The 24,517-nt window shown below is 59.4% G+C and carries 26 protein-coding genes; 10 read left to right on the top strand and 16 right to left on the bottom strand.

What is annotated here, in order from left to right; translation table 11 throughout:
• Positions 1-90: 90 nt before the first annotated feature.
• Positions 91-1,200: an ABC transporter ATP-binding protein gene (locus QMX91_RS08800; RefSeq protein WP_096795147.1), complete on the bottom strand. Its 1,110-nt coding sequence runs from the start codon at positions 1,198-1,200 to the stop codon at positions 91-93.
• Complete coding sequence (argF, locus tag QMX91_RS08795) at positions 1,197-2,117, bottom strand: ornithine carbamoyltransferase (RefSeq protein WP_047296204.1); 921 nt, start codon at positions 2,115-2,117, stop codon at positions 1,197-1,199. The genes QMX91_RS08800 and argF overlap by 4 nt, the downstream gene beginning before the upstream one ends.
• Before the next feature lie 404 nt (positions 2,118-2,521).
• On the opposite strand from argF, the gene QMX91_RS08790 reads away from it, so the two are divergent.
• The 3 genes from QMX91_RS08790 to grxD all read left to right on the top strand — a co-directional run bounded on the left by QMX91_RS08790 (position 2,522) and on the right by grxD (position 5,494).
• The gene (locus tag QMX91_RS08790; RefSeq protein WP_102354941.1) at positions 2,522-2,812 is read left to right on the top strand and encodes a hypothetical protein; all 291 of its coding nucleotides are present in this window, start codon (positions 2,522-2,524) and stop codon (positions 2,810-2,812) included.
• Positions 2,813-2,949: 137 nt separating this feature from the next.
• Positions 2,950-5,055, top strand: coding sequence for a molybdopterin oxidoreductase family protein (locus tag QMX91_RS08785; RefSeq protein ID WP_135296464.1), 2,106 nt, complete (start codon positions 2,950-2,952; stop codon positions 5,053-5,055).
• A gap of 97 nt (positions 5,056-5,152) precedes the next feature.
• The gene (grxD, locus tag QMX91_RS08780; protein ID WP_003227729.1) at positions 5,153-5,494 is read left to right on the top strand and encodes a Grx4 family monothiol glutaredoxin; all 342 of its coding nucleotides are present in this window, start codon (positions 5,153-5,155) and stop codon (positions 5,492-5,494) included.
• A gap of 132 nt (positions 5,495-5,626) precedes the next feature.
• Here grxD and bfr read toward each other — a convergent pair whose 3' ends face one another.
• Positions 5,627-6,100 carry a bacterioferritin gene (bfr, locus tag QMX91_RS08775; protein ID WP_003227727.1) on the bottom strand — a complete coding sequence of 158 codons (474 nt, stop codon included), beginning with the start codon at positions 6,098-6,100 and terminating at the stop codon, positions 5,627-5,629.
• Positions 6,101-6,301: 201 nt separating this feature from the next.
• Positions 6,302-6,520: a bacterioferritin-associated ferredoxin gene (locus QMX91_RS08770; protein WP_003227725.1), complete on the bottom strand. Its 219-nt coding sequence runs from the start codon at positions 6,518-6,520 to the stop codon at positions 6,302-6,304.
• Positions 6,521-6,833: 313 nt separating this feature from the next.
• Between QMX91_RS08770 and QMX91_RS08765 the strand changes: the two genes are divergently transcribed.
• Positions 6,834-7,436: a peroxiredoxin gene (locus tag QMX91_RS08765; protein WP_007963972.1), complete on the top strand. Its 603-nt coding sequence runs from the start codon at positions 6,834-6,836 to the stop codon at positions 7,434-7,436.
• A 74-nt stretch (positions 7,437-7,510) separates the two neighbouring features.
• Here the strand turns inward: QMX91_RS08765 and rnt are convergent, their stop codons facing one another.
• Both rnt and pyrC read right to left on the bottom strand, forming a co-directional pair.
• The gene (rnt, locus tag QMX91_RS08760) at positions 7,511-8,188 is read right to left on the bottom strand and encodes a ribonuclease T (RefSeq protein ID WP_135296463.1); all 678 of its coding nucleotides are present in this window, start codon (positions 8,186-8,188) and stop codon (positions 7,511-7,513) included.
• The gene (gene pyrC / locus QMX91_RS08755; protein WP_095136952.1) at positions 8,185-9,231 is read right to left on the bottom strand and encodes a dihydroorotase; all 1,047 of its coding nucleotides are present in this window, start codon (positions 9,229-9,231) and stop codon (positions 8,185-8,187) included. Before pyrC ends, rnt begins: the two co-directional genes overlap by 4 nt.
• 160 nt (positions 9,232-9,391) lie before the next feature.
• On the opposite strand from pyrC, the gene QMX91_RS08750 reads away from it, so the two are divergent.
• Together QMX91_RS08750 and QMX91_RS08745 are read left to right on the top strand one after the other, a co-directional pair.
• Entirely contained in the window at positions 9,392-10,300 is a 909-nt protein-coding gene (locus tag QMX91_RS08750; protein ID WP_098965368.1) for an OmpA family protein, read from the top strand.
• Positions 10,301-10,429: 129 nt separating this feature from the next.
• Positions 10,430-11,647, top strand: a complete 1,218-nt coding sequence (locus QMX91_RS08745) for an argininosuccinate synthase (protein ID WP_282412563.1) — start codon at positions 10,430-10,432, stop codon at positions 11,645-11,647.
• A 150-nt stretch (positions 11,648-11,797) separates the two neighbouring features.
• Here the strand turns inward: QMX91_RS08745 and QMX91_RS08740 are convergent, their stop codons facing one another.
• The gene (locus QMX91_RS08740; RefSeq protein WP_210558479.1) at positions 11,798-12,502 is read right to left on the bottom strand and encodes a hypothetical protein; all 705 of its coding nucleotides are present in this window, start codon (positions 12,500-12,502) and stop codon (positions 11,798-11,800) included.
• Positions 12,503-13,007: 505 nt separating this feature from the next.
• Here QMX91_RS08740 and QMX91_RS08735 point away from each other — a divergent pair.
• Positions 13,008-13,634 carry a response regulator transcription factor gene (locus tag QMX91_RS08735; protein WP_003227711.1) on the top strand — a complete coding sequence of 209 codons (627 nt, stop codon included), beginning with the start codon at positions 13,008-13,010 and terminating at the stop codon, positions 13,632-13,634.
• A gap of 87 nt (positions 13,635-13,721) precedes the next feature.
• On the opposite strand, the gene QMX91_RS08730 is transcribed toward QMX91_RS08735, so the two are convergent.
• The 8 genes from QMX91_RS08730 to metG all read right to left on the bottom strand — a co-directional run bounded on the left by QMX91_RS08730 (position 13,722) and on the right by metG (position 20,758).
• The gene (locus tag QMX91_RS08730; RefSeq protein ID WP_027612063.1) at positions 13,722-13,901 is read right to left on the bottom strand and encodes a hypothetical protein; all 180 of its coding nucleotides are present in this window, start codon (positions 13,899-13,901) and stop codon (positions 13,722-13,724) included.
• A 107-nt stretch (positions 13,902-14,008) separates the two neighbouring features.
• The gene (gene nth, locus QMX91_RS08725; RefSeq protein WP_003227707.1) at positions 14,009-14,647 is read right to left on the bottom strand and encodes an endonuclease III; all 639 of its coding nucleotides are present in this window, start codon (positions 14,645-14,647) and stop codon (positions 14,009-14,011) included.
• The gene (locus QMX91_RS08720; protein ID WP_134787227.1) at positions 14,644-15,225 is read right to left on the bottom strand and encodes an Rnf-Nqr domain containing protein; all 582 of its coding nucleotides are present in this window, start codon (positions 15,223-15,225) and stop codon (positions 14,644-14,646) included. Before QMX91_RS08720 ends, nth begins: the two co-directional genes overlap by 4 nt.
• Complete coding sequence (locus QMX91_RS08715; protein ID WP_282412562.1) at positions 15,222-15,827, bottom strand: RnfABCDGE type electron transport complex subunit G; 606 nt, start codon at positions 15,825-15,827, stop codon at positions 15,222-15,224. The genes QMX91_RS08720 and QMX91_RS08715 overlap by 4 nt, the downstream gene beginning before the upstream one ends.
• The gene (locus QMX91_RS08710; protein ID WP_282412561.1) at positions 15,824-16,807 is read right to left on the bottom strand and encodes an RnfABCDGE type electron transport complex subunit D; all 984 of its coding nucleotides are present in this window, start codon (positions 16,805-16,807) and stop codon (positions 15,824-15,826) included. The genes QMX91_RS08715 and QMX91_RS08710 overlap by 4 nt, the downstream gene beginning before the upstream one ends.
• A complete protein-coding gene (gene rsxB / locus QMX91_RS08705; RefSeq protein WP_282412560.1) occupies positions 16,794-18,008 on the bottom strand; it encodes an electron transport complex subunit RsxB in 1,215 nt (404 codons plus the stop codon). The genes QMX91_RS08710 and rsxB overlap by 14 nt, the downstream gene beginning before the upstream one ends.
• Positions 18,005-18,574: an Rnf-Nqr domain containing protein gene (locus tag QMX91_RS08700; protein WP_103367379.1), complete on the bottom strand. Its 570-nt coding sequence runs from the start codon at positions 18,572-18,574 to the stop codon at positions 18,005-18,007. The genes rsxB and QMX91_RS08700 overlap by 4 nt, the downstream gene beginning before the upstream one ends.
• A gap of 132 nt (positions 18,575-18,706) precedes the next feature.
• The gene (gene metG / locus QMX91_RS08695; RefSeq protein ID WP_115988997.1) at positions 18,707-20,758 is read right to left on the bottom strand and encodes a methionine--tRNA ligase; all 2,052 of its coding nucleotides are present in this window, start codon (positions 20,756-20,758) and stop codon (positions 18,707-18,709) included.
• Between the two features lie 321 nt (positions 20,759-21,079).
• Between metG and apbC the strand changes: the two genes are divergently transcribed.
• A complete protein-coding gene (apbC, locus tag QMX91_RS08690; RefSeq protein ID WP_098965355.1) occupies positions 21,080-22,174 on the top strand; it encodes an iron-sulfur cluster carrier protein ApbC in 1,095 nt (364 codons plus the stop codon).
• 131 nt (positions 22,175-22,305) lie between these two features.
• On the opposite strand, the gene QMX91_RS08685 is transcribed toward apbC, so the two are convergent.
• Positions 22,306-23,064 (bottom strand): SDR family oxidoreductase, encoded by a 759-nt coding sequence (locus QMX91_RS08685; protein ID WP_098965353.1) that lies wholly within the window; start codon positions 23,062-23,064, stop codon positions 22,306-22,308.
• A gap of 164 nt (positions 23,065-23,228) precedes the next feature.
• Between QMX91_RS08685 and QMX91_RS08680 the strand changes: the two genes are divergently transcribed.
• A complete protein-coding gene (locus QMX91_RS08680) occupies positions 23,229-23,960 on the top strand; it encodes a HugZ family protein (RefSeq protein WP_134787222.1) in 732 nt (243 codons plus the stop codon).
• Between the two features lie 65 nt (positions 23,961-24,025).
• The gene (locus tag QMX91_RS08675; protein WP_096795133.1) at positions 24,026-24,502 is read left to right on the top strand and encodes an FxsA family protein; all 477 of its coding nucleotides are present in this window, start codon (positions 24,026-24,028) and stop codon (positions 24,500-24,502) included.
• The last annotated feature ends 15 nt before the right edge of the window (positions 24,503-24,517 follow it).

Here is a 24,517-nt window from a genome sequence, read left to right as displayed (position 1 = left end):
CGCGAATGCGGGGTGTCAGACGACCTCTTCGTTGACTGACCCAGCGCATTCGCGAGCAAGCCCGCTCCCACAGTTTTGATCCGGGGCGGATCAGAGTGCAGCGCTGTAGCGGCGGACGCCGTTTTCCACCGCCGGGATTTGTGCCGCGGTACTGCCGCTGGCCTGGAACAGGACAAGGTGTTCGGCGGCGACGCGAATCCCCACCTCCGCCCCCACCTGATGGTCGGCATGGCTCGGGAAGATCGATTCCAGCTGCGCACCGGTCGGCAGTTGCAGGCGATACAGGGTCGAGGCGCCAAGGAACGTCTTGCCGACGATCCGCGCTTTCAACCCGCTGTCCGGCGCATAAACGATGTCATCCGGACGCAGCAATACATCCACCGCACCGCCCACCGGCCAGGTGTAGGCGCGGTTGCCGCGCAGTTCGCCGAGTTCGGTCTGCACCGATTCCGGGCTGCCGAGCTGGCCGCGAATGAAATAGCCCTGACCGATGAAACTGGCAACAAACGGTGTCGCCGGTTCGTGGTAGAGGTTGTAGGGCGTGTCCCACTGCTCCAGACGACCTTCCTTGAACACGCCAACGTGATCGCTGACGGCGAAGGCTTCCTCCTGGTCGTGGGTCACCAGAATCGCACTGGTGCCACGGGCCTTGAGGATGTCGCGCACTTCGTGGCTGAGCTTGCGCCGCAGTTCGCCATCGAGGTTGGAGAATGGCTCGTCGAGCAGCAGCAATTGCGGCTCCGGCGCCAGTGCCCGGGCTAGGGCAACACGCTGTTGCTGGCCACCCGATAACTCGTGGGGAAAGCGCTTGCCTAGATTCTTCAGATTGACCAGTTCCAGCAGCTCCTCGGTGACGCGCTCCTTGTTCGGGTGCTTGCGGATGCCGAAGGCAATATTGTCCGCGACGCTCAGGTGCGGGAACAGCGCGTAATCCTGGAACACCATGCCGATTCGGCGTTTCTCCGGCGCCAGGGTGAAACCGGCGCTGGAAATGGTTTCACCTCCCAGGGTGATTTCACCTTCGTGCACCGGTTCGAAACCGGCAATCGCGCGCAGGGTGGTGGTCTTGCCGCAGCCGGACGAGCCGAGCAGGCAGCCGATGTCACCGGCGTTGAGGTGCAGATTGAGGTTCTGCACCACGCGTTGATCTTGATAGCCGCAAGCGAGGTTGCGCAGGTTCAGCAGTAATTCATGGCTCATGCGTGGTGATATGCCGGTTCGACGAGGAACTCGAGCAGGGCCTTCTGTGCGTGGAGACGGTTTTCTGCCTGATCCCAAGCGACGGAGCGCGGGTCATCAAGCAGGTCGAGGCTGATTTCTTCACCGCGGTGCGCCGGCAGGCAGTGCATGAACAGCACATCTTCGGCCGCCAGATCGAGCAGGGCGCGGGTCACCTGAAACGGAGCGAACAACTTCAGGCGCTTGGCAGTTTCCTCTTCCTGACCCATCGAAGTCCAGACATCGGTGCTCACCAGATGCGCACCGCGCACGGCATCCTGCGGATCACGGACGATGGTCACGCGATCGCCGGCGCGGGCGACAAATTCCGGATTAGGCTCGTAGCCCTGCGGGCAGGCAACGCGCAACTGGAAGTCGAACTGGATCGCCGCTTCTATATAGCTGTTGCACATGTTGTTGCCGTCGCCGATCCAGGCCACGGTCTTGCCCTGGATCGAGCCACGGTGCTCAAGGAAGGTCTGCATGTCGGCCAGCAACTGGCACGGGTGCAGGTCATCGGACAGGCCGTTGATCACCGGCACGCGCGAGTTGGCGGCGAATTCGGTCAGGGTGCTGTGGGCAAAGGTACGGATCATCACCGCGTCGAGCATGCTCGACATGACGATGGCGCAGTCGCCGATCGGCTCGCCACGGCCCAGCTGGGTGTCGCGTGGCGACAGGAAGATCGCCTGGCCACCGAGCTGGATCATGCCGGCCTCGAAGGAGATCCGGGTACGGGTCGAGGATTTCTCGAAGATCATCCCCAGGACACGGTTTTTCAGAGGCTCGAACAGTACGCCGCGGTTACGCAGGTCCTTGAGCTCAACGCCTCGACGGATCACGCTGACCAGCTCTTCGGGCGTGCAATCCATCAGGGAGAGAAAGTGCCTTGCGCTCATCATTGACTACCTTTTTGCTACAGACCGCAGATGCTCAAAGCCTTGTTTAACGGAACAACGGGCGAGACCTGCGGCGTAAGCCGCACGGGGCGACGAAATAGGGGAAGGCGCGATATTGACACTAAATGTCGCGTTTTTCCAATAGGCTACGGTTTTTGCGGGATTCGGGGAGCGCGCCGCAGGTTGCGGTCACGCATTTGAAGCCGGGTTCAGGACAGCAGCGATCCTCTTTGTACACTGGCCTCGCGTGGCTTGGCAATGCGGCGTGGCGGGGATCACGTCGACCAGGTCGGTTTACGAGCGTGGCGCCATGCCATCACTTGGTCGGATGCTCAGACTGAAACATTTGCTAAAGCAAAGTGCTGGGTTATAAATAAGTTTCGAGCGACGCAGGAAGCTTCCGCATGGAATCGAAAGAAAAACTGTTAATGGAACTGTTGGGCCACACAGCTCGCTCACTGACCCATCTCACCGCGTCGGTCACTTCGATGTCTTTCGAGCTGCTGCGCAGCGAGGACGAAGTGGTCAAGACCGCCGGCCGCCACATGATCGATCGCATGGCGACTATCAGTGCCGGGCTCGACGAGCACTGGCGGTTGATCGGCGAACTCACCGGCGTACATGTGGCCCACGAGCAGATCGAAACCATTCAGGAAATCCAGCTGCAGGCGCCGCCGCAGCTGCCGTCCAATTGAGTCTGACGGGCTATCGGCTCGCCTGATAGCCGTCGATTCACAAGACGAACATCGCTGGCGTCGCTCCCGTACACGGGCCATAGTTTTGTTCCCGCAGGCATGCCCATTGCCTGCCCAGAACAAGACAGAGACTGGCCATGACCAAGACTCTCCATCACCGTGCCTGCCACCTGTGCGAAGCCATCTGCGGCCTGACCATTGAGACCACCGAAACCGATGGCAACGTCGCGATCACCTCGATCAAGGGTGACGCGCTCGACACGTTCAGTCGCGGGCACATCTGCCCCAAGGCCGTAGCCCTGCAAGACATCCAGAACGATCCCGACCGCCTGCGCCAGCCGATGCGCCGGGTCGACAGCGAATGGCTGCCGATCGAGTGGGACGAGGCCTTTGCGCTGGTGGCCGAGCGTCTGGCGGCGATTCAAGAGCGTCACGGGCAGAATGCGGTGGCGGTCTACCAGGGCAACCCGAGCGTGCACAACTATGGGCTGATGACCCACAGCAACTACTTTCTCGGCCTGCTGAAGACGCGCAATCGCTTCTCGGCGACTTCGGTCGATCAGTTGCCGCATCACCTGAGCAGTTACCTGATGTACGGCCATGGCTTGCTGCTGCCGATCCCGGACATCGATCACACCGATTTCATGCTGATCCTCGGCGGCAACCCGCTGGCATCCAACGGCAGCATCATGACCGTGCCGGATGTCGAGAAACGCCTGAAGGCGATTCAGGCGCGTGGCGGCAAAGTGGTGGTGGTCGATCCCCGGCGCAGCGAAACGGCAGCTATCGCCGATCAGCACTTGTTCGTGCGGCCTGGTGGCGACGCGGCGCTTTTGTTCGGGGTGCTCAACACCTTGTTCAGCGAAGGTCTGACCCGTGACAGCCACTTGCCGGTTGATGGCCTTGATGAAGTGCGCGCAGCCGTCGCAACCTTCACTGCCGAAGCCATGAGCCCGCTGTGTGCGGTGCCGGCCGAGCAGATCCGCCAACTGGCACGGGATTTCGCGGCGGCACCGAGCGCGGTGTGCTACGGGCGCATGGGCGTTTCAACGCAGGCGTTCGGCACCCTGTGTCATTGGCTGGTGCAGTTGATCAATCTGGTCACCGGCAACCTCGACCGGGTGGGCGGAGCGTTGTGCACAGAGCCAGCGGTGGATCTGGTGGCATCGACCTCGGGCGGGCATTTCAACAAATGGCAAAGCCGGGTCTCCGGGCGACCCGAGTACGGTGGCGAGCTGCCGGTGTCGGCGCTGGCCGAAGAGATGCTCACCGAAGGCGAAGGGCAGATTCGCGCACTGATCACCGTGGCCGGCAATCCGGTATTGTCGACTCCGAACGGCCGGCAACTGGAGCAGGCGCTCGATGGTCTGGAGTTCATGCTCAGCATCGACCTGTACATTAACGAAACCACGCGCTACGCCGATCTGATTCTGCCGTCGACCTCGGCGCTGGAGAACGATCATTACGACACTACTTTCAATCTATTCGCGGTACGCAACGTCACCCGCTTCAACCGGGCGATTCTCGCCAAGCCCGAGGGCGCATTACACGACTGGGAGATCTTTGTCGGTCTAGCCAAGGCGTTTGCCGAGAAGACCGGCAAGGAGCTGAAACCGACGATGCCGCCGGCGAAGATGATCGACATGGGGCTGCGCATGGGCCTGTATGGCGATGCGTCCGAGCAAAAGCTGTCATTGGCGACATTGTTCGATCATCCGCACGGGATTGATCTTGGGGCGTTGAAGCCTAATCTGGCTGCACGCCTCAAGACGCCGAATCAACGGGTGCAGGCTGCGCCGCCGGAAATTCTCGCCGATCTCGCACGCTTTGCGGCCTTGCAGGCGCCGGCGGCCGATGAGCTGCTGATGATCGGCCGGCGCCATGTGCGCAGCAACAATTCGTGGATGCATAACTATCATCGTCTGGTGAAGGGCAAGCCACGGCATCAATTGCTGATGCACCCGGATGACCTCGCCAGCCGTGGGCTCAACGATGGTCAGTTAGTTCGCGTCAGCTCGCGGGTAGGGCAGATCGAGGTCGAGGTGCTCGGCAGTCTGGACATGATGAAGGGCGTGGTCAGCCTGCCGCACGGTTGGGGACATGCTCGGCCGGGCGTGCAAATGGCAATCGCCAGTGGGCAGCCGGGATCGAGTGCCAACGACCTGACCGATGAATGCCAGCTCGACGAGTTGTCGGGTAACGCCGCGCTCAATGGCGTGCCGGTGACGGTGGCAGCGGCCTGAACGAGACCGTCGGGGAGACCGAGCATGGCGCTCGGGATTCCGTTACAATGCGTCACCGTGCCGACCCATGAGTCGGAAAGTTCAGCCGAGGTGCTCCATGGATATCATCGAAACGATTAAAGAGCAGATTGCCAACAACACCATTCTGCTTTACATGAAAGGCTCGCCGAATGCCCCGCAGTGTGGCTTCTCCGCGAAAGCTGCGCAGGCTGTAATGGGCTGTGGCGAGAAGTTCGCCTACGTCGACATCCTGCAGAACCCGGAAATCCGCGCCAACCTGCCAAAGTACGCCAACTGGCCGACTTTCCCGCAACTGTGGGTCGGCGGTGAGCTGGTCGGCGGTAGCGACATCATGGCTGAAATGTTCGCCAACGGTGAGCTGCAGACTCTGGTCAAGGAAGCATCGGCCAAGGCTGCTGCGGCCAAGTCCGAAGCCTGATCCGGTTTTTGTGGGAGCGAGCAAGCTCGCTCCCACAGGGATCTGCATCTGATCCGGGATTTGCCAATAAAAAGCCCCGCATCTCGAAAGAGGGCGGGGCTTTTTAGTGTCGCGAATTCAGCGGGCGCTTATTTACTCTTCGCCCATCTGCGATTGCAGATAGTTCTCAAGACCGACTTTATCGATCAGGCCCAGTTGGGTTTCCAGCCAGTCGATATGCTCTTCTTCGGATTCGAGAATGTCTTCGAGCAGTTCACGGCTGCCAAAGTCGCCAACCGATTCGCAATGGGCGATGGCGGCTTTCAGATCGGCGTGGCCGGTCTTCTCGATACGCAGGTCACATTCCAGCATCTCCTGGGTGTGCTCGCCGATGTGCAGCTTGCCCAGATCCTGCACGTTCGGCAGGCCTTCGAGGAACAGAATGCGCTTGATCAGCTTGTCCGCGTGTTTCATCTCGTCGATGGATTCGTGGTACTCGTGCTTGCCCAGCTTGTTCAGGCCCCAATCTTCATACATGCGTGCATGCAGGAAGTACTGATTGATCGCGACCAGTTCATTGGCAAGGATCTTGTTGAGATGCTGGATGACTGTAATGTCGCCTTTCATGATGGGAGTCCTGCCCTGTATTAGCTGTATATAAGGCGGAGTTTGAGCTTGGTACTTATAAGTGTCAAACCTAAGTTATTGAATAATAAATGAAATTAAATCTGAATAAGAATGTTTGTGTTCCGCGTCTAACGCCTAAGCGCTTGATTTGCGGGCATAAAAAAACCGGACATATGCCCGGTTTTTTGAAATGGGGGGTAATTATGCCGCCGTAAATTCTACAGGGTAGGGGATCGCAGCCTGAGCGGTTTGCAGCTTGGTCAGGGTTTCGCGAACCACTTCCTTGGCAAGGCACGCACATTTGCCGCATTGGCTGGCGACGCCGGTGGCCTGGCGGACTTCTTTGTAGCTGCAGCAACCTTCATAGATCGCTTCGCGGATTTGTCCGTCGGTGACGCCAGTGCAGAGACAAACATACATAAGTGAGAACCGTCGCTGGTTGTGACTCAATTGCGATGGATCTTAATGTTAACGAGAATGATTGTCAAAGTGCTTTCTGAATGGTTTTCGATCGAAAGGCCGGTCACTGACGAACGGTGATTAATGGCGAATTGCCTGGCCCCGAAAATGCTGGTCCGTTATCCGCCTTGGGCAAAAAACCGTTAAGGACAGGCGAAAAACGCAGTGTATGATGGTCGGCCCTTGCGAAGAGGGTTCGTGTCACAGGGCTGTCGCCTCAAGGTGGCAGGCTGGCCCGGGCCCTGAACTTCAAGTTATTCACCAGGAGATATCCATGAGCGTACTCGTAGGCAAACAAGCCCCAGACTTCACCGTCCCGGCCGTACTCGGCAATGGCGAGATCGTTGACAGCTTCACCCTGTCCTCGGCCATCAAAGGCAAATACGGCCTGGTGTTCTTCTACCCACTGGACTTCACCTTCGTCTGCCCGTCCGAGCTGATCGCTCTGGACAACCGCATGGCCGACTTCAAGGCGCGCAACGTGGAAGTGGTTGCCGTGTCGATCGACTCGCACTTCACCCACAACGCCTGGCGCAACACTCCGGTCAACAATGGCGGCATCGGCCAGGTGAAATACACCATGGCTGCCGACATGAAGCACGAAATCGCCAAGGCCTACGACGTTGAGTCCGAAGGCGGCGTGGCTTTCCGTGGCGCGTTCCTGATCGACGACAAGGGCGTTGTTCGCTCGCAGATCATCAACGACCTGCCGCTGGGCCGTAACATGGAAGAGCTGATCCGTCTGGTCGACGCTCTGCAATTCCACGAAGAGCACGGCGAAGTCTGCCCTGCCAACTGGAAAAAAGGCGACAAAGGCATGAACGCTTCGCCAGAAGGCGTTGCGGCTTATCTGACCGAGAACGCTGCTGCCCTGTAAGGCGCAACGTCGCGGTACAAAAAAACCGGCCCATGTGGCCGGTTTTTTTATGCGCGGGAAATACCCGACGAGGATCAGTCGTCGAAGTCTTCCCAGCCGCCCATCTGTTTCCAGCGGTTGACGATGCCGCAGAACAGCTCGGCAGTCTTCTCGGTGTCGTAACGCGCCGAATGCGCTTCACGGCCGTCGAAGTCGATGTCCGCTGCCTGACAGGCTTTGGCCAGGACGGTTTGACCGTAAGCCAGACCGGCCAGCGTCGCGGTGTCGAAGCTGGAGAACGGGTGGAACGGATTGCGCTTCATGTCCAGACGCGCAACCGCAGCATTCAGGAAGCCGAGGTCGAAGCTGCTGTTGTGGCCGACCAAAATCGCGCGCTTGCAGCCGTTGGCCTTCAGCGCCTTGCGCACGCCGCGGAAGATGTCGGTCAGCGCGGTTTCTTCGCTGACGGCCATGCGCAGCGGGTGATCGAGCTTGATCCCGGTGAACTCCAGCGCCGCCGCTTCGATGTTGGCGCCTTCGAACGGCTCAACGCGGAAGAAGTAGGTGTGGTCCGGGTAAACGAAACCCTTTTCATCCATGGTGATGGTGGTCGCGGCAATCTCCAGCAGAGCGTCGGTGGCCGAATTGAAGCCACCTGTCTCTACGTCGACGACAACCGGCAGGTAACCGCGAAAACGCGCTGCCATTGGATGACGGGAACCGCCGCCGCCACCTTGACCGTCCAGTTCGTCGTCGAAATGGTCTTCACTCACGCGTGTTCCTCCAGCAGGCGCCAGCGCAGTTTTTCACCGGCGCGCAGCGGGATAACGTTCAGCTCGCCAAACGGCAGGCTGGTCGGGGCGGTCCACTCTTCGCGAACCAGGGTGATGCGATCGGTGTTGGTCGGTAGACCATAGAAGCGCGGACCGTTGAGGCTGGCGAACGCTTCGAGCTTGTCCAACGCGTTGCGCTGTTCGAACGCTTCGGCGTACAGCTCGATGGCGGCGTACGCGGTGTAGCAGCCGGCGCAGCCGCAGGCGGCTTCCTTGGCATGCTGGGCGTGCGGCGCCGAGTCGGTGCCGAGGAAGAACTTCGCGCTGCCGCTGGTGGCGGCGTCGAGCAGGGCTTCCTGATGGGTATTACGCTTGAGGATCGGAAGGCAATAGAAGTGCGGCCGAATCCCGCCCACCAGCATGTGGTTGCGGTTGTACAGCAGGTGATGCGCGGTGATGGTGGCGCCGACGTTGGCCGAAGCCTCGTTGACGAACTGCACCGCGTCGCCGGTGGTGATGTGTTCGAACACCACTTTGAGCGTCGGGAAACGCTCGACCACACGGCGCATGTGCTCATCGATGAAGATCTTTTCGCGGTCGAAGACGTCGACATCGCCACGGGTGACCTCGCCGTGGATCAGTAGCGGCATGCCGACTTCAGCCATGGCTTCCAGCGCCGGGAAGATCTTGTCGATGCTGGTCACGCCGGAATCGGAGTTGGTGGTGGCGCCGGCCGGGTACAGTTTGGCGGCGTGCACGAAACCGCTGGCCTTGGCCTCACGAATTTCTTCGGGCTGGGTGCGGTCGGTGAGGTACAGCACCATCAGCGGTTCGAAGCGACTGCCGGCCGGGCGGGCAGCGAGAATCCGCTGGCGATAGCCGTCGGCTTCAGCGGCGTTGCGCACCGGTGGTACCAGGTTGGGCATGATGATGGCGCGGCCAAAGGTGCGCGCAACATCGGCAACGGTATTGGTCAACACGGCACCATCGCGAAGATGAATGTGCCAGTCGTCGGGACGCAGCAGGGTCAGGCGGTCGGACATGAGGGGATTCCAGGCGGGTCAAACTGAGGGGAATGCTACCGGAAAAGACTCTTGCAGGCACCCGCTATCAAGTTTTGCAGGAACCTTCCGATATCCCGTAGGTATGCCGTAAACATAGTGTGAATCGGTCTTTGTGTTACAGAAGCCAATGGAGCCTCCCGTGCGCCAGCGATATTTAGCCTTGCTCAGTGTGTTTGCCAGCCTCCCCGCGATGGCGCTGACCTACCAGACGCGTCTGGAGAACATTGAGTGGACGGTCGAGGGCGACAAGTTCGAGTGCCGCCTGACCCAGCCGATCACCGATTTCGGCTCGGGCCAGTTCGTGCGCAAAGCCGGCGAGCAGGCGATATTCCGCCTCAATGCCTACAACGCCATGCTCGGCGGCGGTTCGGCGACGTTGCTTGCCGCGGCAGCGCCATGGCAGCCGGGGCGCAACGACATCAATCTGGGCAGCGTCAGGATCGGTACCGGCAACGTGCTGTTCAACAGTTCGCAATCCCAGGCCGGCGGGCTGATCAGCGGTTTGCTGGACGGTCGCAGTCCGGTGGTGCGCCGTGCGTCCGGCGATGGCCGGGTTTCGGAAGTGCGTCTGCTGCCGGTGAAGTTCAGCAAAGCGTTCAATGATTACCAGACGTGTGTGGCGAAGTTGCTGCCGCAGAATTTCGATCAGGTGAAGCAATCGCAGATCGGCTTCCCTGGCGAAGGCACCGATCTGGATGCCGCCGCCAAGGCCAGGCTGCAGGTGATGCTCGAGTTCATGAAGGCCGATCCGACGGTCAATCACATCGAACTGGATGGCTATTCCGACAACAGCGGCAACCGTCTGACCAACCGTGAGCTGTCGCGTCGTCGCGCGCTGGCGGTGGTCGACTTTTTCAAGGCCAACGGCATCGCCGAATCGCAGATCACCGTGCGTTTCCACGGCGAGCAATACCCGCTGGTGCCGAACAACAATGCGGCCAACCGGGCGAAGAATCGCCGGGTCAGCGTGAAGCTTGCACGAGTGGCGCCGACTACCGCGCCAGCACCGCAAGCCAGCACACCTGCCAACGCTGCGGCGACTTCCTGACCCGCCGGTCATCGTCGCGCTGTCGACAGATTCTGTCGCTTTGTCGTCTTAAGCTGTCGCGCCTCTGTAAATTATCGGATTTGAGCGGTAGACTCCTCGGCTTTCCGTAGAACCCCGTGGAGTGATGGCATGGCGGACGTAAACAAGGTCGTTCTGGCGTATTCCGGCGGCCTGGACACTTCGGTGATCCTCAAGTGGCTGCAGGATACTTATAACTGTGAAGTGGTGACCTTCACTGCTGACCTGGGTCAGGGCGAAGAGGTCGAGCCGGCTCGCGCCAAGGCTCAGGCCATGGGCGTCAAAGAAATCTACATCGACGACCTGCGCGAAGAATTCGTGCGTGATTTCGTGTTCCCGATGTTCCGCGCCAACACCGTTTACGAAGGCGAGTACCTGCTGGGTACTTCCATCGCACGTCCGCTGATCGCCAAACGCCTGATCGAAATCGCCAACGAAACCGGCGCCGACGCCATTTCCCATGGTGCCACCGGCAAGGGCAACGACCAGGTGCGTTTCGAACTGGGTGCCTACGCACTCAAGCCTGGCGTGAAAGTGATTGCCCCTTGGCGCGAGTGGGACCTGCTGTCGCGCGAGAAGCTGATGGACTACGCCGAGAAGCACGCGATCCCGATCGAGCGTCATGGCAAGAAGAAGTCCCCTTACTCGATGGACGCCAACCTGCTGCACATCTCCTATGAAGGCGGCGTGCTGGAAGACACCTGGACCGAGCACGAAGAAGACATGTGGCGCTGGACCGTCTCCCCGGAGAACGCTCCCGACACCCCGCAATACCTGGAACTGACCTACCGCAACGGCGACATCGTCGCGCTGGACGGCGTCGAAATGACTCCGGCCACCGTACTGGCAACGCTGAACAAGATCGGTGGCGCTCACGGTATCGGTCGTCTGGACATCGTTGAAAACCGTTACGTGGGCATGAAGTCCCGTGGCTGCTACGAAACCCCGGGCGGCACGATCCTGCTGCGCGCGCACCGCGCCATTGAATCGATCACCCTGGACCGCGAAGTCGCTCACCTCAAAGACGAGCTGATGCCGAAATACGCCAGCCTGATCTACACCGGTTACTGGTGGAGCCCGGAGCGTCTGATGCTGCAACAGATGATCGACGCTTCCCAGGTCAACGTGAACGGTGTGGTTCGCCTGAAACTGTACAAGGGCAACGTGATCGTTACCGGCCGCAAGTCCGACGACTCGCTGTTCGACGCCAACATCGCCACCTTCGAAGAAGACGGCGGCGCTTACAACCAGGCCGACGCGGCGGGCTTCATCAAGCTCAACGCGCTGCGCATGCGCATTGCTGCCAACAAAGGCCGCAAGCTGTTCTAAGCCTTGCAGGGCTGTAAAAATGGCGGCTTGTCTCAATGACAATGCCGCCATTTTCTTTTCTGTGTTTGTCTGACGTTAATCCAGAGCTTTGGTCATTGCCGCCAACTCCAGCATTTTCTTGAATGTCCACTTCAGGCATCTACTCTGCGCTCATGCTCCTCTCAAAACCGTGGTGCTTTGTGTGCTCACGTTGTAAGCAACGAGAAGTTTGGCGCCTCCGCTTTTTTTCGACTGTTTGATAAGGCTCGGGATAATTTGCTTGAGCAAAACGTCGCACGCAGAGTCGGTCAAAAATACCACTGCCTTGGCTGAGTGTTTGCCAAGATGCGGAAAGTGTTCTGCCAGTGCATTGAACGCCTGTGGGCTACTCAACCGACGTACGTCTATGGCGCACAATGTGCCGATGGATTTAGGCAACTGAATGTTGTGCTCAATCCACGGTCGCTCCGGGCAGGATTCGTCAGCGCTGCAAGGAGGGAGTTGCCTGAGGTCAACGCTATGTACAGACAACGTCCACTCCAATCCGTTGGCAGTTGATACTTCGCCTACCACAGACGCTCTTGCTGGAGGCGAACAGGAGTGGAGCTCGGGCTGTTTCAACTCCTCGAAACTTTTTAGAAAACTGTCGTCCTTATCGAAGTCCGAGGGCGCATAGAGCGAACGGTAGTTGAAGTTCAGCGTTAAAAAGAATAGCAATAGCAAGTAAAACGGAAAGCTGATCAGGAACCAGATGTAGACTTCTCTTTCGGCGTTATCAAGAAAGGGTAAGGAAATGGCAGCCGATGATTCGGAAATAAATGCAAATATCGCAATTACAGTCATGGGGTTGGTTATTTTTCTTCTGATTTTTATCATGGGATGTGCTCATTAATTATGTATTTCCAATACGTATGTTGAGTTGTTTTGTATGGGGTGTTGCAACTTTCTGGTCGAGATAATTTTTATATTAAATGATAACGCTTGGATAGAAGTATCTTGTTTCAGATGTTGATTTATCAAGGTGTTTTTGATTGGTTTTACGTTGTTTTTTTCAACTTATAAGCTGCCGGGGCTGGCGCTGTGTAGCGATGTGCAGTCAATGGATTATCGCGTTTTTTCAGCCGCTCGCTGAGCCGTCTGCCTCGAAAGTAGAGTTCGCGTGGCTTTCAGGACGTCATGTTTTTTGCGTCGATGTGAAGGCCAGAAGATACGTCATCCCATTTGAAAGTCGGCCGTATGGGTTTTTTTGTAGGAATAATCTTTATTTGCTGTAGGGAATGTCTTTTGCTGGGATTGCAATGAAACTCTCTTGTGCCATGTCAGAAGTGACTGGGCTATTGTGCGTGCTCTAAAAATTCGAACAGCGAAACTGGACTTGCCCATGAATAAAGTGCTGATCGTGGATGATCATCCCGTCATTCGTCTTGCTGTGCGTATGCTGATGGAGCGTCATGGCTACGAAGTCATTGCAGAAACGGATAATGGTGTGGATGCTTTGCAACTTGCGCGTGAACAGATGCCGGATATCGTTATTCTGGATATTGGAATACCGAAACTCGACGGTCTTGAAGTTATTGCGCGTCTGAACTCGACACCCATGCCGTTGAAAGTACTGGTGTTGACCTCCCAGGCACCGGGTCATTTTTCAATGCGCTGCATGCAGTCAGGTGCTGCGGGTTATGTATGTAAGCAACAGGATTTGACTGAGTTGCTCAGTGCGATCAAAGCGGTACTGTCCGGCTACAGCTATTTTCCAAACCAGGCCCTGCACACCGTGCGTACCAGTCTTGGTAATGCCAGTGAGGCCGATATGGTGGATCGCCTCTCCGGGCGGGAAATGATGGTGTTGCAGCAATTGGCGCGTGGCAAGACCAACAAGGAAATCGCCGACGGCATGTTTCTCAGCAACAAGACGGTCAGCACTTACAAGACCCGTCTGTTATTGAAGCTCAATGCCCGCTCGCTGGTGGACCTGATTGAATTGGCACAACGCAACGGACTGGTCTGATGATCAGAAATACCGATGGGGCATGGGCCGCTCAGTGTCGGATTCAGCAGAAAGTAAAAAGCCTCCGGTTCGGGAGGCTTTCAAGTGTCAGAGATCAAAATCGTAATCGGCCAACTGCTTTTGCAGTCGGCGCTCCTCAAGCAGGTTATCGATGGTGCGACGTTTACTCAGATTGGTCTTGGCGACCTCGACCACCGGTTCGGCGTCGTCGGTATCCACAACGGTAAAATCTTCATCTACGTCCAGTTGTTCTTTGCTGTCAGTCATAAGGTGAACTCCAGGCTAAGACTGCCTTTGGCGCCCCTTATATCGATATTCCTGCTGCGGGTAAAAAAGATTTTTTCAATCGAAGAATCAATTATTCCAATAGCCAATCAATCGTCCGAGGTTTTGTGTTTGTACTCACACAAATCTTCGATGCGGCAGCTGCCACAGCGTGGCTTGCGCGCCAGGCACACATAGCGACCGTGCAGAATCAGCCAGTGGTGGGAGTCCAGCAGGTAGTCTTTTGGCACAAACTTCATCAGCTTCTTTTCCACTTCAACCACATTTTTACCCGGGGCAATGCCGGTGCGGTTGCTCACGCGAAAAATGTGCGTGTCGACCGCCATGGTCAACTGGCGAAAAGCGGTATTGAGGACCACGTTGGCCGTCTTGCGACCGACGCCGGGCAGCGCTTCCAGTTCTTCACGCGTCTGCGGGACTTCGCCATTGTGCAACTCGACCAGCATGCGACAGGTCTCGATCACGTTTTTCGCTTTGCTGTTATAGAGGCCGATGGTCTTGATGTATTCGGACAGCCCTTCGACGCCCAGCGCGTGGATCGCCGCCGGGGTATTGGCCACCGGGAACAGTTTGGCCGTAGCCTTGTTGACGCCGACGTCGGTTGACTGCGCCGAAAGAATGACCGCGATCAACAACTCGAACGGTGAGGAATAGGCCAGCTCGGTCTTCGGCTCGGGATTGTCTTCATGAAGTCTGCGGAAAATTTCCAGACGTTTGGCGGCATTCATGGGTGATGTGTTTCCTTGGAGAGAGCGGTCGAGCGGGTCCAGGCCTGGCGGGCGGCGAGCAGTAGTCCGAGCACGATGAAGGCGCCGGGAACCAGGGTGAGCAAGTGCAGCCCTTGGTTGAACACAACCAGGCCTTGCCAGTGCTCGGCCAGGCCACGGCCGATGCAGCCCTGACCGAACAGTTCACGCAATGCAGCCAGCGCGAGAAGAAGCCCGCTCGACAGGCCAAAAAACTGCAGGCGCTGGGCAAGCGCCTGACGAAAGAATCCATTGTATTCCAGCACTACGCATTGCAAGGCGATCAGCCCGGCATAGATTCCGACTGACTGTTGCCACTGCAACGCCCAGCGCTGCGCGAGGATATTGGCGCAACTGGTCAGGGTGGCGGCCAGCAGCAGACTGGCCAGCATCAGGTTGTTGCCAGACAACCGCGAGCGCAGCGGGCCGATGCATGCGCCGTAAACCGCCACCACAACGCTCGACATCAACAGCATGCCCAGCGCGCCAGCCAATGTCGCGCTGGTGCCAAGCAGCAGCATCAGCATCAACGTGTTTGTCAGATTCGTTGGCCGGATCATGATCCGCTCCCCAGCAAGGTTGCGCGGTGCTCATCAAAGTAACGCAGGGCGTCATGAATGGCATTGACGGTGGCCCGGGAAGTGACGGTTGCCCCGGCCAGTTGATCGAACTGTCCCTGATCTTTTTTCAGCGCCCAGCCTGCGTCGTCAGGTGCGTTGCGTGTTTTACCGGTAAAAGTCGCCAGCCATTGGTTCGGCCAGTCGCCGATAAGTCCGCCGAGCGCCGGGGTTTCGTTGTGCCGCAGGGTTTTTACCCCCAGCAGTCTGCCGTTGGCATCGATGGCGATCAGCAGTTCGATAGCGCCGGCATAGCCCTCGGTCTGGGTGCGCAACAACACTGCCACTGGCTGACCGGATTTGCTTGCGCGGTAACCAGCCAGCAGCGTGCTGTGGCTCAACGTTGTATCAGTCAGCGCCAGCGGCTGCTCCAGCGGCTGATTGTCGTAAGCATCGGTCGCGAGTAGATCCAGCAACTTGCGGCTGTCGAGCAGGCGTTGCTCGCTGGCAATCTGCGGCGCACTGGCGCGCTGCACGACATAGGTCAGGCCGAGACCGGCACCGGCCAGCAGCACAAGCGCCACGAAAGCAGCTGCGCGGCTCATGATTGCACCTGCGTCTGGCGGGCAGCGGCAAAACGTTCCAGAGCCGGTACACACAGATTCATCAGCAACACGGCAAACGCGACACCGTCCGGGTAGCCACCCCAGGTGCGGATCAGGTAGGTCAGCAAGCCGACACCCACGCCGAACAGCAGTCGGGCCAGCGAACTTTTGGCGCCGGATACCGGTTCGGTAATGATGAAAAAGGCACCGAGCATGGTCGCGCCGCTCAGCAGATGAAACAGCGGCGAGCCGTGGGAATCCGAACCCGCACCGTTCCAGCAGAGCAGGCTGACGACAAACAGGCTGGCCAGCATGCCAACTGGCGCTTGCCAGGCAATCACCCGGCGCTGCAATAAAAACAGTCCACCGGCGAGAAACGCCAGATTGATCCACTCCACGTCGCGTCCACCGAAACGGCCGAATGCCGGGTTGGCAGCGAACAATTCATCCATGGTCAGACTTTTGTTGATGCGCAGGCTGTCTAGCGCGGTGGCCTGAACCCAGGCATCCGGGGCCTGACCCAGATTCAGGACCTGTGCAAAAGCGGCCTGCAGACTCATGCCATGCGCCGGCCAGTGGGTCATTGGCTCCGGGAACAGCAGCATCGCCAGGGCGAAACCGAGCATGGCCGGATTGAACGGATTCTTGCCGATGCCACCGTATAAATGTTTGCCGAACAGCAGGCCCGAAGCCACCGCCGTAACTGTCAGCCACCATGGGCAATAGGGTGGCAGGGCGGCGGCCAGCAGTGTCGCGCTGACCAGTGCGCTGCCATCGCTGAGCGTTGGTTGCAGTGGCTGTCGGCGCAGGCGGGCGACACCAGCCTCGATCAGCAGCGCGGTGCTCGCCGCCAGGATCAGGTTGATCAACACGCCCCAGCCGTAGAACCAGAACAACGCCAACAGCCCCGGCAGCGTGGCCAGCAGCACCCGCTTCATCGCCTGTTGCAGGCGATCATCCGGTGCCTCACGGGGCGACATGATCTTGCACCTGACGCTCGGCGGCCTGCAGGCGAGCGCGGGCCTTGTCGAGGACTTCGCCCGGCGTGTCGGCGCGGCGTTCGAGTTTGTTCAGGTCGGCGCGGGCGTAGGCCAGTTCGGTTTTCAACTGGCGGAGCTGATTGTCGATCGGGCGCTTTTCCACCCGCACCAGGTCAGGCGCAGGCTGCTCGCTCGCCGTCTCGGCGGCGTGAAGGGCTTGCTCGGCATCACGCAGTGCCTGTTCCAGCGTGGCAATTTGCTCGGCTGGCGCTTCGGCGGTCTGGGCCTTTTTCAATTCGGCGCGCCGCATGGCCAGCTGGATTTTCGCCCGTTTCAGGTCGGCGTCTTTCGCCGGAACCGGGGCCGCAGCGGCTGGAGCGGTGGCGGCGCTGCTTTCGAGTTTCGCCAACGCCTGTTCGGCGGCTTCAAACTGCTGTTGCAACACGATCAGTTGCGATTGCTGTTCGAAGGTCGGCGGATGGCCGAAGGCTTTCAGCGATTTGTGCAATTGCGCGCGGCTCATGGCGACATCGATCTTGGCTTTTTTCAATTCCGCGTCGGCGGTTGCGGCTTTCTGCGCGCGCACCCGTTCCAGAGCGGCCTGCACCGGATCGAGAGTAACCACCGCCGGTTGCGCTGCACGCTGCGCCCGGGCTTCGCGCTCAGCCTGTTTCTGCTGTTCCTCGCGTTGCAGGCGGGCGTTGCGGCGTTCAAACCGCTGGCGCGCATGATCGCGTTTGGCCGCGCGTGCGCGTTGTTCTTCAAGGCTGGAAGCCAGGCCACCGACCACCGGCAAGGTGCCGAGCGGCAGCGGATGCATTTCGATGCAGTCCACCGGGCACGGCGCCACGCACAGGTCGCAACCGGTGCATTCGTCGATCAGTACGGTGTGCATCAGTTTCGCCGCGCCGACGATGGCGTCGATCGGGCAGGCCTGGATGCACTTGGTGCAGCCGATGCACTCGGCCTCGCGGATGTACGCCACTTGTGGCGGTGCCGAGCCACGGCTGACGTCCAGTTCCAGCACCGGCACGTTCAACAGTTCAGCCAGGGCGGCGACGGTTTCGTCACCGCCGGGCGGGCACTTGTTGATCGGTTCGCCATCGACGATGCCTTGCGCATACGGCTTGCACCCGGGGTGGCCGCATTTGCCGCATTGGGTCTGCGGCAGGAGGGCATCGATGAGTTGAATCAGACTCATGTTTTGATCAGTCCACTGAATCCGAGAAAAATCACTGCGATCAGTCCGGCGCCGATCAGGTCGATCGGCAAGCCGCGAAAGGGCAGGGGAATGTCGTTGTCCGCCGTGCGTTCACGCAAGTCGCTGAACAGGCTCAGCACCAGCCAGAAACCCAGCCCGGCGCCGATGCTCAGCGCTGTTGCTTGCAGCAGGCCGCGATCATTTTGCGCGTTGATCAAGGCCAGCCCCAGTACGCCGGCATTACCCAGCAATAGCGGCCACAGTCCGTCGAACGGCCAGTCTGGCAGCGCACGAGCCAACAGCTTCAGCAGCGGCGCGATCAGCAGCACGCTGAGCGGCAAGAATACAAACAGCTGCAGTGCCTGCAATTGCAGCGGCACCAGTAGCCAGTGCCAGAGCACGTACCCGATGAAGCCGACGCTCAGCATCAGGCACGCCGTCGCCAACCCCAGCGCATGCACCTGGCGCCGACTGCCGGCCAGCAGCGGATCGACACCCAGCGGCCAGTGCAACACGAAGTTGTTGAGCAGGGCGGCACTGATCAGCGTAAGCGCAAGTTCGGTCATGGTTCTGCCGGCAGCAACGGGCGGGTGTCACTTAAGGTTAGGCATTATCCGGCACCCGCGATGGGTGGGCCAGATATGAAAAATCCCACAGGCCTGCAGAACATGCCTGTGGGATCGTTTCAGCGCTGGGTCTTACTTGATGCGTTGACCCGGCTTGGCGCCGCTGTCCGGGCTCAGCAGGTAGATTTCTTCACCGCCAGGGCCGGCGGCCATCACCATGCCTTCGGAAATACCGAACTTCATTTTCCGCGGCTTGAGGTTGGCGATCATCATGGTCAGGCGACCGTCGAGTTTCGACGGGTCCGGGTAAGCGCTCTTGATCCCGGAAAATACGTTGCGCTGCTCGTCACCGATGTCCAGCGTCAGGCGCAGCAGCTTGTCCGCACCTTCTACGTGTTCAGCCTTGACGATCAAAGCCACGCGCAGGTCGACAGCAGCAAAGGTGTCGAAGTCGATTTCCGGCGACAGCGGATCCTTGGCCAGTTCGCCGTTGCCCGCAGGCGCGGCAGCGCCGGTGTCGGTCTGGCTGGCGGTCAGGTCTTCTTTCGAGGCGTCGGTCATGGCTTGCACTTTCACCGGGTCGATGCGGGTCATCAACGGCTTGAATTCATTGAGCTGATGGTTGGCCAGCAGCGTGGTGTGGTCGTTCCAGGTCAGCGGGGCGACGTTGAGGAATGCCTCGGCGTCGGCGGCCAGCAGCGGCAGCACCGGTTTGAGGAAGATCACCAGCTGGCGGAACAGGTTGATGCCGGTGGCGCAGATCGCCTGGACTTCATCCTGCTTGCCTTCCTGCTTGTTCAACGACCATGGGGCCTTGTCGGCGATCCAGGCGTTGGCGCGGTCGGCCAGGGCCATGGTTTCACGCATGGCGCGGGCGAAGTCGCGCGCTTCATAGGCGTCGGCAATGCTTGGCGCCGCGGCGAGGAAGGCTTCGGTCAGCTCTGGCGCGGCATTGTTGTCGACCAGCAGGCCGCCGTTGCCCTTGTGGATGAAACCGGCGCAACGGCTGGCGATGTTGACCACTTTGCCGACCAGGTCGGAGTTGACCTTCTGCACGAAGTCTTCGAGGTTCAGGTCGAGGTCATCGACACCACGGCCCAATTTGGCCGCGTAGTAGTAACGCAGGTATTCCGGCGACAGGTGATCCAGGTAGGTACGCGCCTTGATGAACGTGCCACGGGACTTTGACATCTTCTGGCCGTTGACGGTCAGGTAGCCGTGCACGTTGATCCCGGTCGGCTTGCGGAAACCGGCGCCTTCGAGCATGGCAGGCCAGAACAGGGCGTGGAAGTTGACGATGTCCTTGCCGATGAAGTGGTACAGCTCGGCGGTCGAGTCCTTGCCCCAGAACGCGTCGAAGTCCAGCTCCGGCGTGCGGTTGCAGAGGTTCTTGAAACTGGCCATGTAGCCGATCGGCGCGTCCAGCCACACGTAGAAATACTTGCCCGGCTCGTCGGGGATCTCGAAACCGAAGTACGGCGCATCGCGGGAGATGTCCCACTGCTGCAGGCCGGCGTCCAGCCACTCGGCGATCTTGTTGGCCACGGCGTCCTGCAAGGTGCCGCTGCGGGTCCAGGTCTGCAGCATCTGCTGGAAGTCTGGCAGTTTGAAGAAGAAATGCTGGGAATCCTTGAGCACCGGAGTGGCGCCGGAGATCGCCGACTTCGGATCCTTCAGATCGGTTGGCGCGTAGGTCGCACCGCATTTTTCGCAGTTGTCGCCGTACTGGTCTTCGGTGCCGCATTTCGGGCAGGTGCCCTTGATGAAGCGGTCGGCCAGGAACATTTTCTTTTCCGGATCGAAATACTGGGTGATCGAGCGCTGGGCAATGTGCCCGGCGTCACGCAGCTTCAGATAGATCTGGCTCGACAGCTCACGGTTTTCTTCGGCGTGAGTGGAGTGGAAGTTGTCGAAGTCGACCAGGAACTCGGCAAAGTCGGCGCTGTGTTCAGCCTGCACGTTGGCGATCAGTTGTTCCGGGGTGATGCCTTCCTTTTCCGCGCGCAGCATGATCGCCGAACCGTGGGCGTCGTCGGCGCAGACATAGATGCATTGATTGCCGCGATGCTTCTGGAAGCGCACCCACATATCGGTCTGGATGTATTCCAGCATATGGCCAAGGTGAATCGAACCGTTGGCGTAGGGCAGGGCGCTGGTGACGAGGATCTTGCGTGGTTCGGACATGTGGGGCTTCGCTACTTGATGAAACGGAGGTCGGCCACTATAAAGCGCTGGCGCATATTTTTCACCCTGTGCCGCTGGGTACTTTGAGAGCATTTGTAGCGAGGGGATTCATCCCCGATGGGTGGCGAAGCCGCCCCCAAACCCGATATCAGGGCCTATCAGGTACACCGCGGGTGATGGTTCTGCGACTGCTGCGCAGCCGATCGGGGATAAATCCCCTCGCCACAGGTGCTGACTTGCTCAAGTAATCAGTTCGCCACAAATCTGCGTCCAGCGTACGATACCCGCCATCTTTTCCCAGTCTTGTTATCGGAGTTGCCCATGAGTGCCGTCACTCGCGCAGCGGTGGAAGCCGTCCTCAGCCAATACACCGACCCCTACCTGAACCAGGACCCGGTCAGCGCCGGTTGCGTGAAGCACATCGAGATCGATGGCGACCGCGTGAAGGTTCAGATGGAAATCGGCTACGCCGCCGGTCTGTTCAAGAGCGGCTGGGCACAGTTGCTGCAGCTGGCCATCGAAAACCTCGATGGGGTGACGATCGCCAAGGTCGAGGTCAACAGCGTGATCGCCGCGCACAAGGCCCAGGCGCAGATCCCGGGGCTGGCCAACGTCAAGAATGTGGTCGCCGTGGCTTCGGGCAAGGGCGGTGTGGGCAAGTCGACCACGGCGGCCAACCTCGCGCTGGCGCTGGCCCGCGAAGGCGCCAAGGTGGGGATTCTCGACGCCGACATCTATGGCCCGAGCCAGGGCATCATGTTCGGCATCCCCGAGCGCACCCGCCCCGAGGTCAAGGATCAGAAGTGGTTCGTGCCGCTCAAGGCCCACGGTGTCGAAGTCATGTCGATGGCGTTCCTGACCGACGACAACACGCCGATGGTCTGGCGCGGGCCGATGGTCTCCGGCGCACTGCTGCAACTGGTCACGCAAACCGCGTGGGGTGACCTGGATTATCTGGTGATCGACATGCCCCCAGGTACCGGCGACATCCAGTTGACCCTGGCGCAGAAAGTCCCGGTGGCCGGTGCGGTGATCGTCACTACTCCGCAGGATCTGGCGTTGCTGGACGCGCGCAAAGGCGTGGAAATGTTCCGCAAGGTCAACATTCCGGTGCTGGGCGTGGTGGAAAACATGGCGGTGCACATCTGCTCGAACTGCGGACATGCCGAACATCTGTTCGGTGAGGGCGGTGGCGAAAAGCTGGCGACCCAATATGGCGTCGAACTGCTGGCCTCGCTGCCGCTGTCGATGCTGATCCGCGAGCAGGCCGATGGCGGCAAGCCAACGGTGATCGCCGAGCCGGACAGCCAGATTGCCATGGTCTACCAGGAACTGGCTCGCCACGTCGGCGCGCGCATTGTGTTGCAGGAAGCGGCGACGCCGGCGATGCCTAACATCAGCATCAGCGACGATTGATCATCGGTAACGCTGAAAACCTGTAGGAGTGAGCCTGCTCGCGATAGCGGATTAACATTCAACGAACATGTTGAATGAATGACCGCAATCGCGAGCAGGCTCACTCCTACAGTTGGTTTTGTGGTGGGGACTTAGATCCGCAACCCGCCATCCATCTCCAGAATCCGCCCGGTGTAGTAGTCGTTCTCGAAGATGTACGCCGCCGAATGGGCGATCTCTTCCGGTTTGCCCATGCGCTTGAGCGGGATTCCCGAGGTCATCTTCTCCAACGCTTCCGGCTTCATGCCCAGGGTCATCTCGGTTTCGATGAAGCCCGGCGCAATGCCTGCCACGCGAATGCCGTAGCGCGCCAGTTCCTTGGCCCAGGTCACAGTGGCTGCGGCCACGCCAGCCTTGGCGGCAGAGTAGTTGGTCTGGCCGACGTTACCGGCTCGGGAGATCGAAGAAATATTGATGATCGCGCCGCTGTTCTTCAGCTCGACCATTTTCGCCGCCACTTCACGGGTGCACAGGAACACGCCGGTCAGGTTGACGTCGATTACCGCCTGCCACTGGGCCAGACTCATCTTGGTCATTTCGCCGTCCTTGACCTTGAGCAGCAGACCATCCCGCAGGATCCCGGCGTTGTTGATCAGGCCATGGATCGCGCCGAAATCTTCGGCAACCTGCGCGACCATGTGCTCAACCTGTTCTTCATTGGCCACGTTGCACAGATAGCTGCGCGCCTCGACGCCTTTGGCCTTGCAGGCTGCGACCGCGTCGTCGAGTTTTTCCTGATTGAGATCCACCAAGGCCAGCTTCGCGCCTTTGCCGGCGAAATACTCGGCCATGGAACGGCCCAAACCCTGGCAACCGCCGGTGATAATGATTATTTTGTCGTTGAGTTGCATTCGCATGCCCCGATAGCCGGTCTGAGTGGTTTTTGTTATTGGCGACGCTCGATCCGTACCGGTTATGGCCAGACTACACATGAGCATTGCCCGATGGCGTGACCGGGACCTATCCCCAGGCGCCTGTCCGTTTTTTCGACGGATTCTATTTAAGGAGTCATAAATTGAGCGTTGAAGCGGCCAAGAATGCCCGAGAATTGCTTCTCAAGGAATACCGTGGCGTATTGTCCACCCACTCCAAATCGATGCCCGGTTTCCCGTTTGGCTCGGTGGTGCCGTATTGCCTGGATGAGCAGGGTCGCCCGCTGATCCTGATCAGCCGCATCGCCCAGCACACCCACAACCTGCAGAAGGACCCGAAATGTTCGCTGCTGGTGGGCGAGCGCGAGGCCGACGACGTGCAGGCCGTTGGTCGCCTGACCTGTCTGGCCGAAGCGCAGAAGCTCGAAGACCCGGCTGCCATCGAAGCCGCCGCCGAACGTTACTACCGGTATTTCCCCGACTCGCAGAACTATCACAAGGCCCACGATTTTGATTTCTGGGTGCTCAACCCGGTGCGTCATCGCTACATCGGCGGTTTCGGCGCGATTCACTGGATCGATCAGCTGACCCTGGCCAACCCGTTTGCCGGCAAGGCGGAAATCAGCATGGTCGAGCACATGAACAGCGATCACGCCAAAGCCATCGCCCACTACGTGGAGCTCAGCGGGTTGCCGAAAACCGTACCGGCGCAACTGGCCGGAATCGACAGCGAAGGCATGCACTTGCGCATCGGTCAGGCACTGTATTGGCTGCCGTTTCCAGCGCTTTGTCATACGCCGATACAAGTGCGCGAAGCCTTGGTTTCTCTGGCTCACGCCGAGGTCTGGCCAAAAAATGCGGTGGCCGACGCTTGAATTCACGAAAGGGCGACGTCATCTAAGGCTTACTGCAAGGCATTTCTTGCGTTGAGGAATCTTTGATGCGCCCTTTTTTGTTGCTCTTTCTGCTGTTTCCGGTGCTGGAGCTGTTCGTATTCGTCAAAGTGGCAGGGGCGATCGGGTTTTTCCCGGCCCTGCTGCTGATCATTCTCGGCTCGATGTTTGGTGTGTTCGTACTGCGCGTCGCCGGTCTGGCCACGGCACTGCGTGCCCGTGAAAGCCTGAATCGCGGTGAGTTGCCCGCACAGACCATGCTTGAAGGCTTGATGCTCGCCTTGGCCGGTGGCCTGTTGATCCTGCCGGGCTTCATCAGCGACGTGGTCGGTCTGGTGATGCTGCTGCCGTTCACCCGTCGTCTGCTGGCCAATAAAATGCGTCAGCGCGCCGAAGAACAGGCGATCCGTCAGCGGGCCTTCGCCGACGACCTGCAACCCCGTGGCGGTCCTGCACCGCGCCAGCCTCTGGGCCGCGAGGGTGATGTGATCGAAGGCGAGTTCGAACATCGCGACAGCAAGTAACCCCTGCTTCGACAC

This window comes from Pseudomonas sp. PS01299, assembly GCF_029960145.1.
GTDB classification, from domain to species: Bacteria; Pseudomonadota; Gammaproteobacteria; order Pseudomonadales; family Pseudomonadaceae; genus Aquipseudomonas; species Aquipseudomonas putida_A.
Note: the sequence above shows the minus strand (reverse complement) of the source record. Positions and strands in the feature narration are given on the sequence as shown.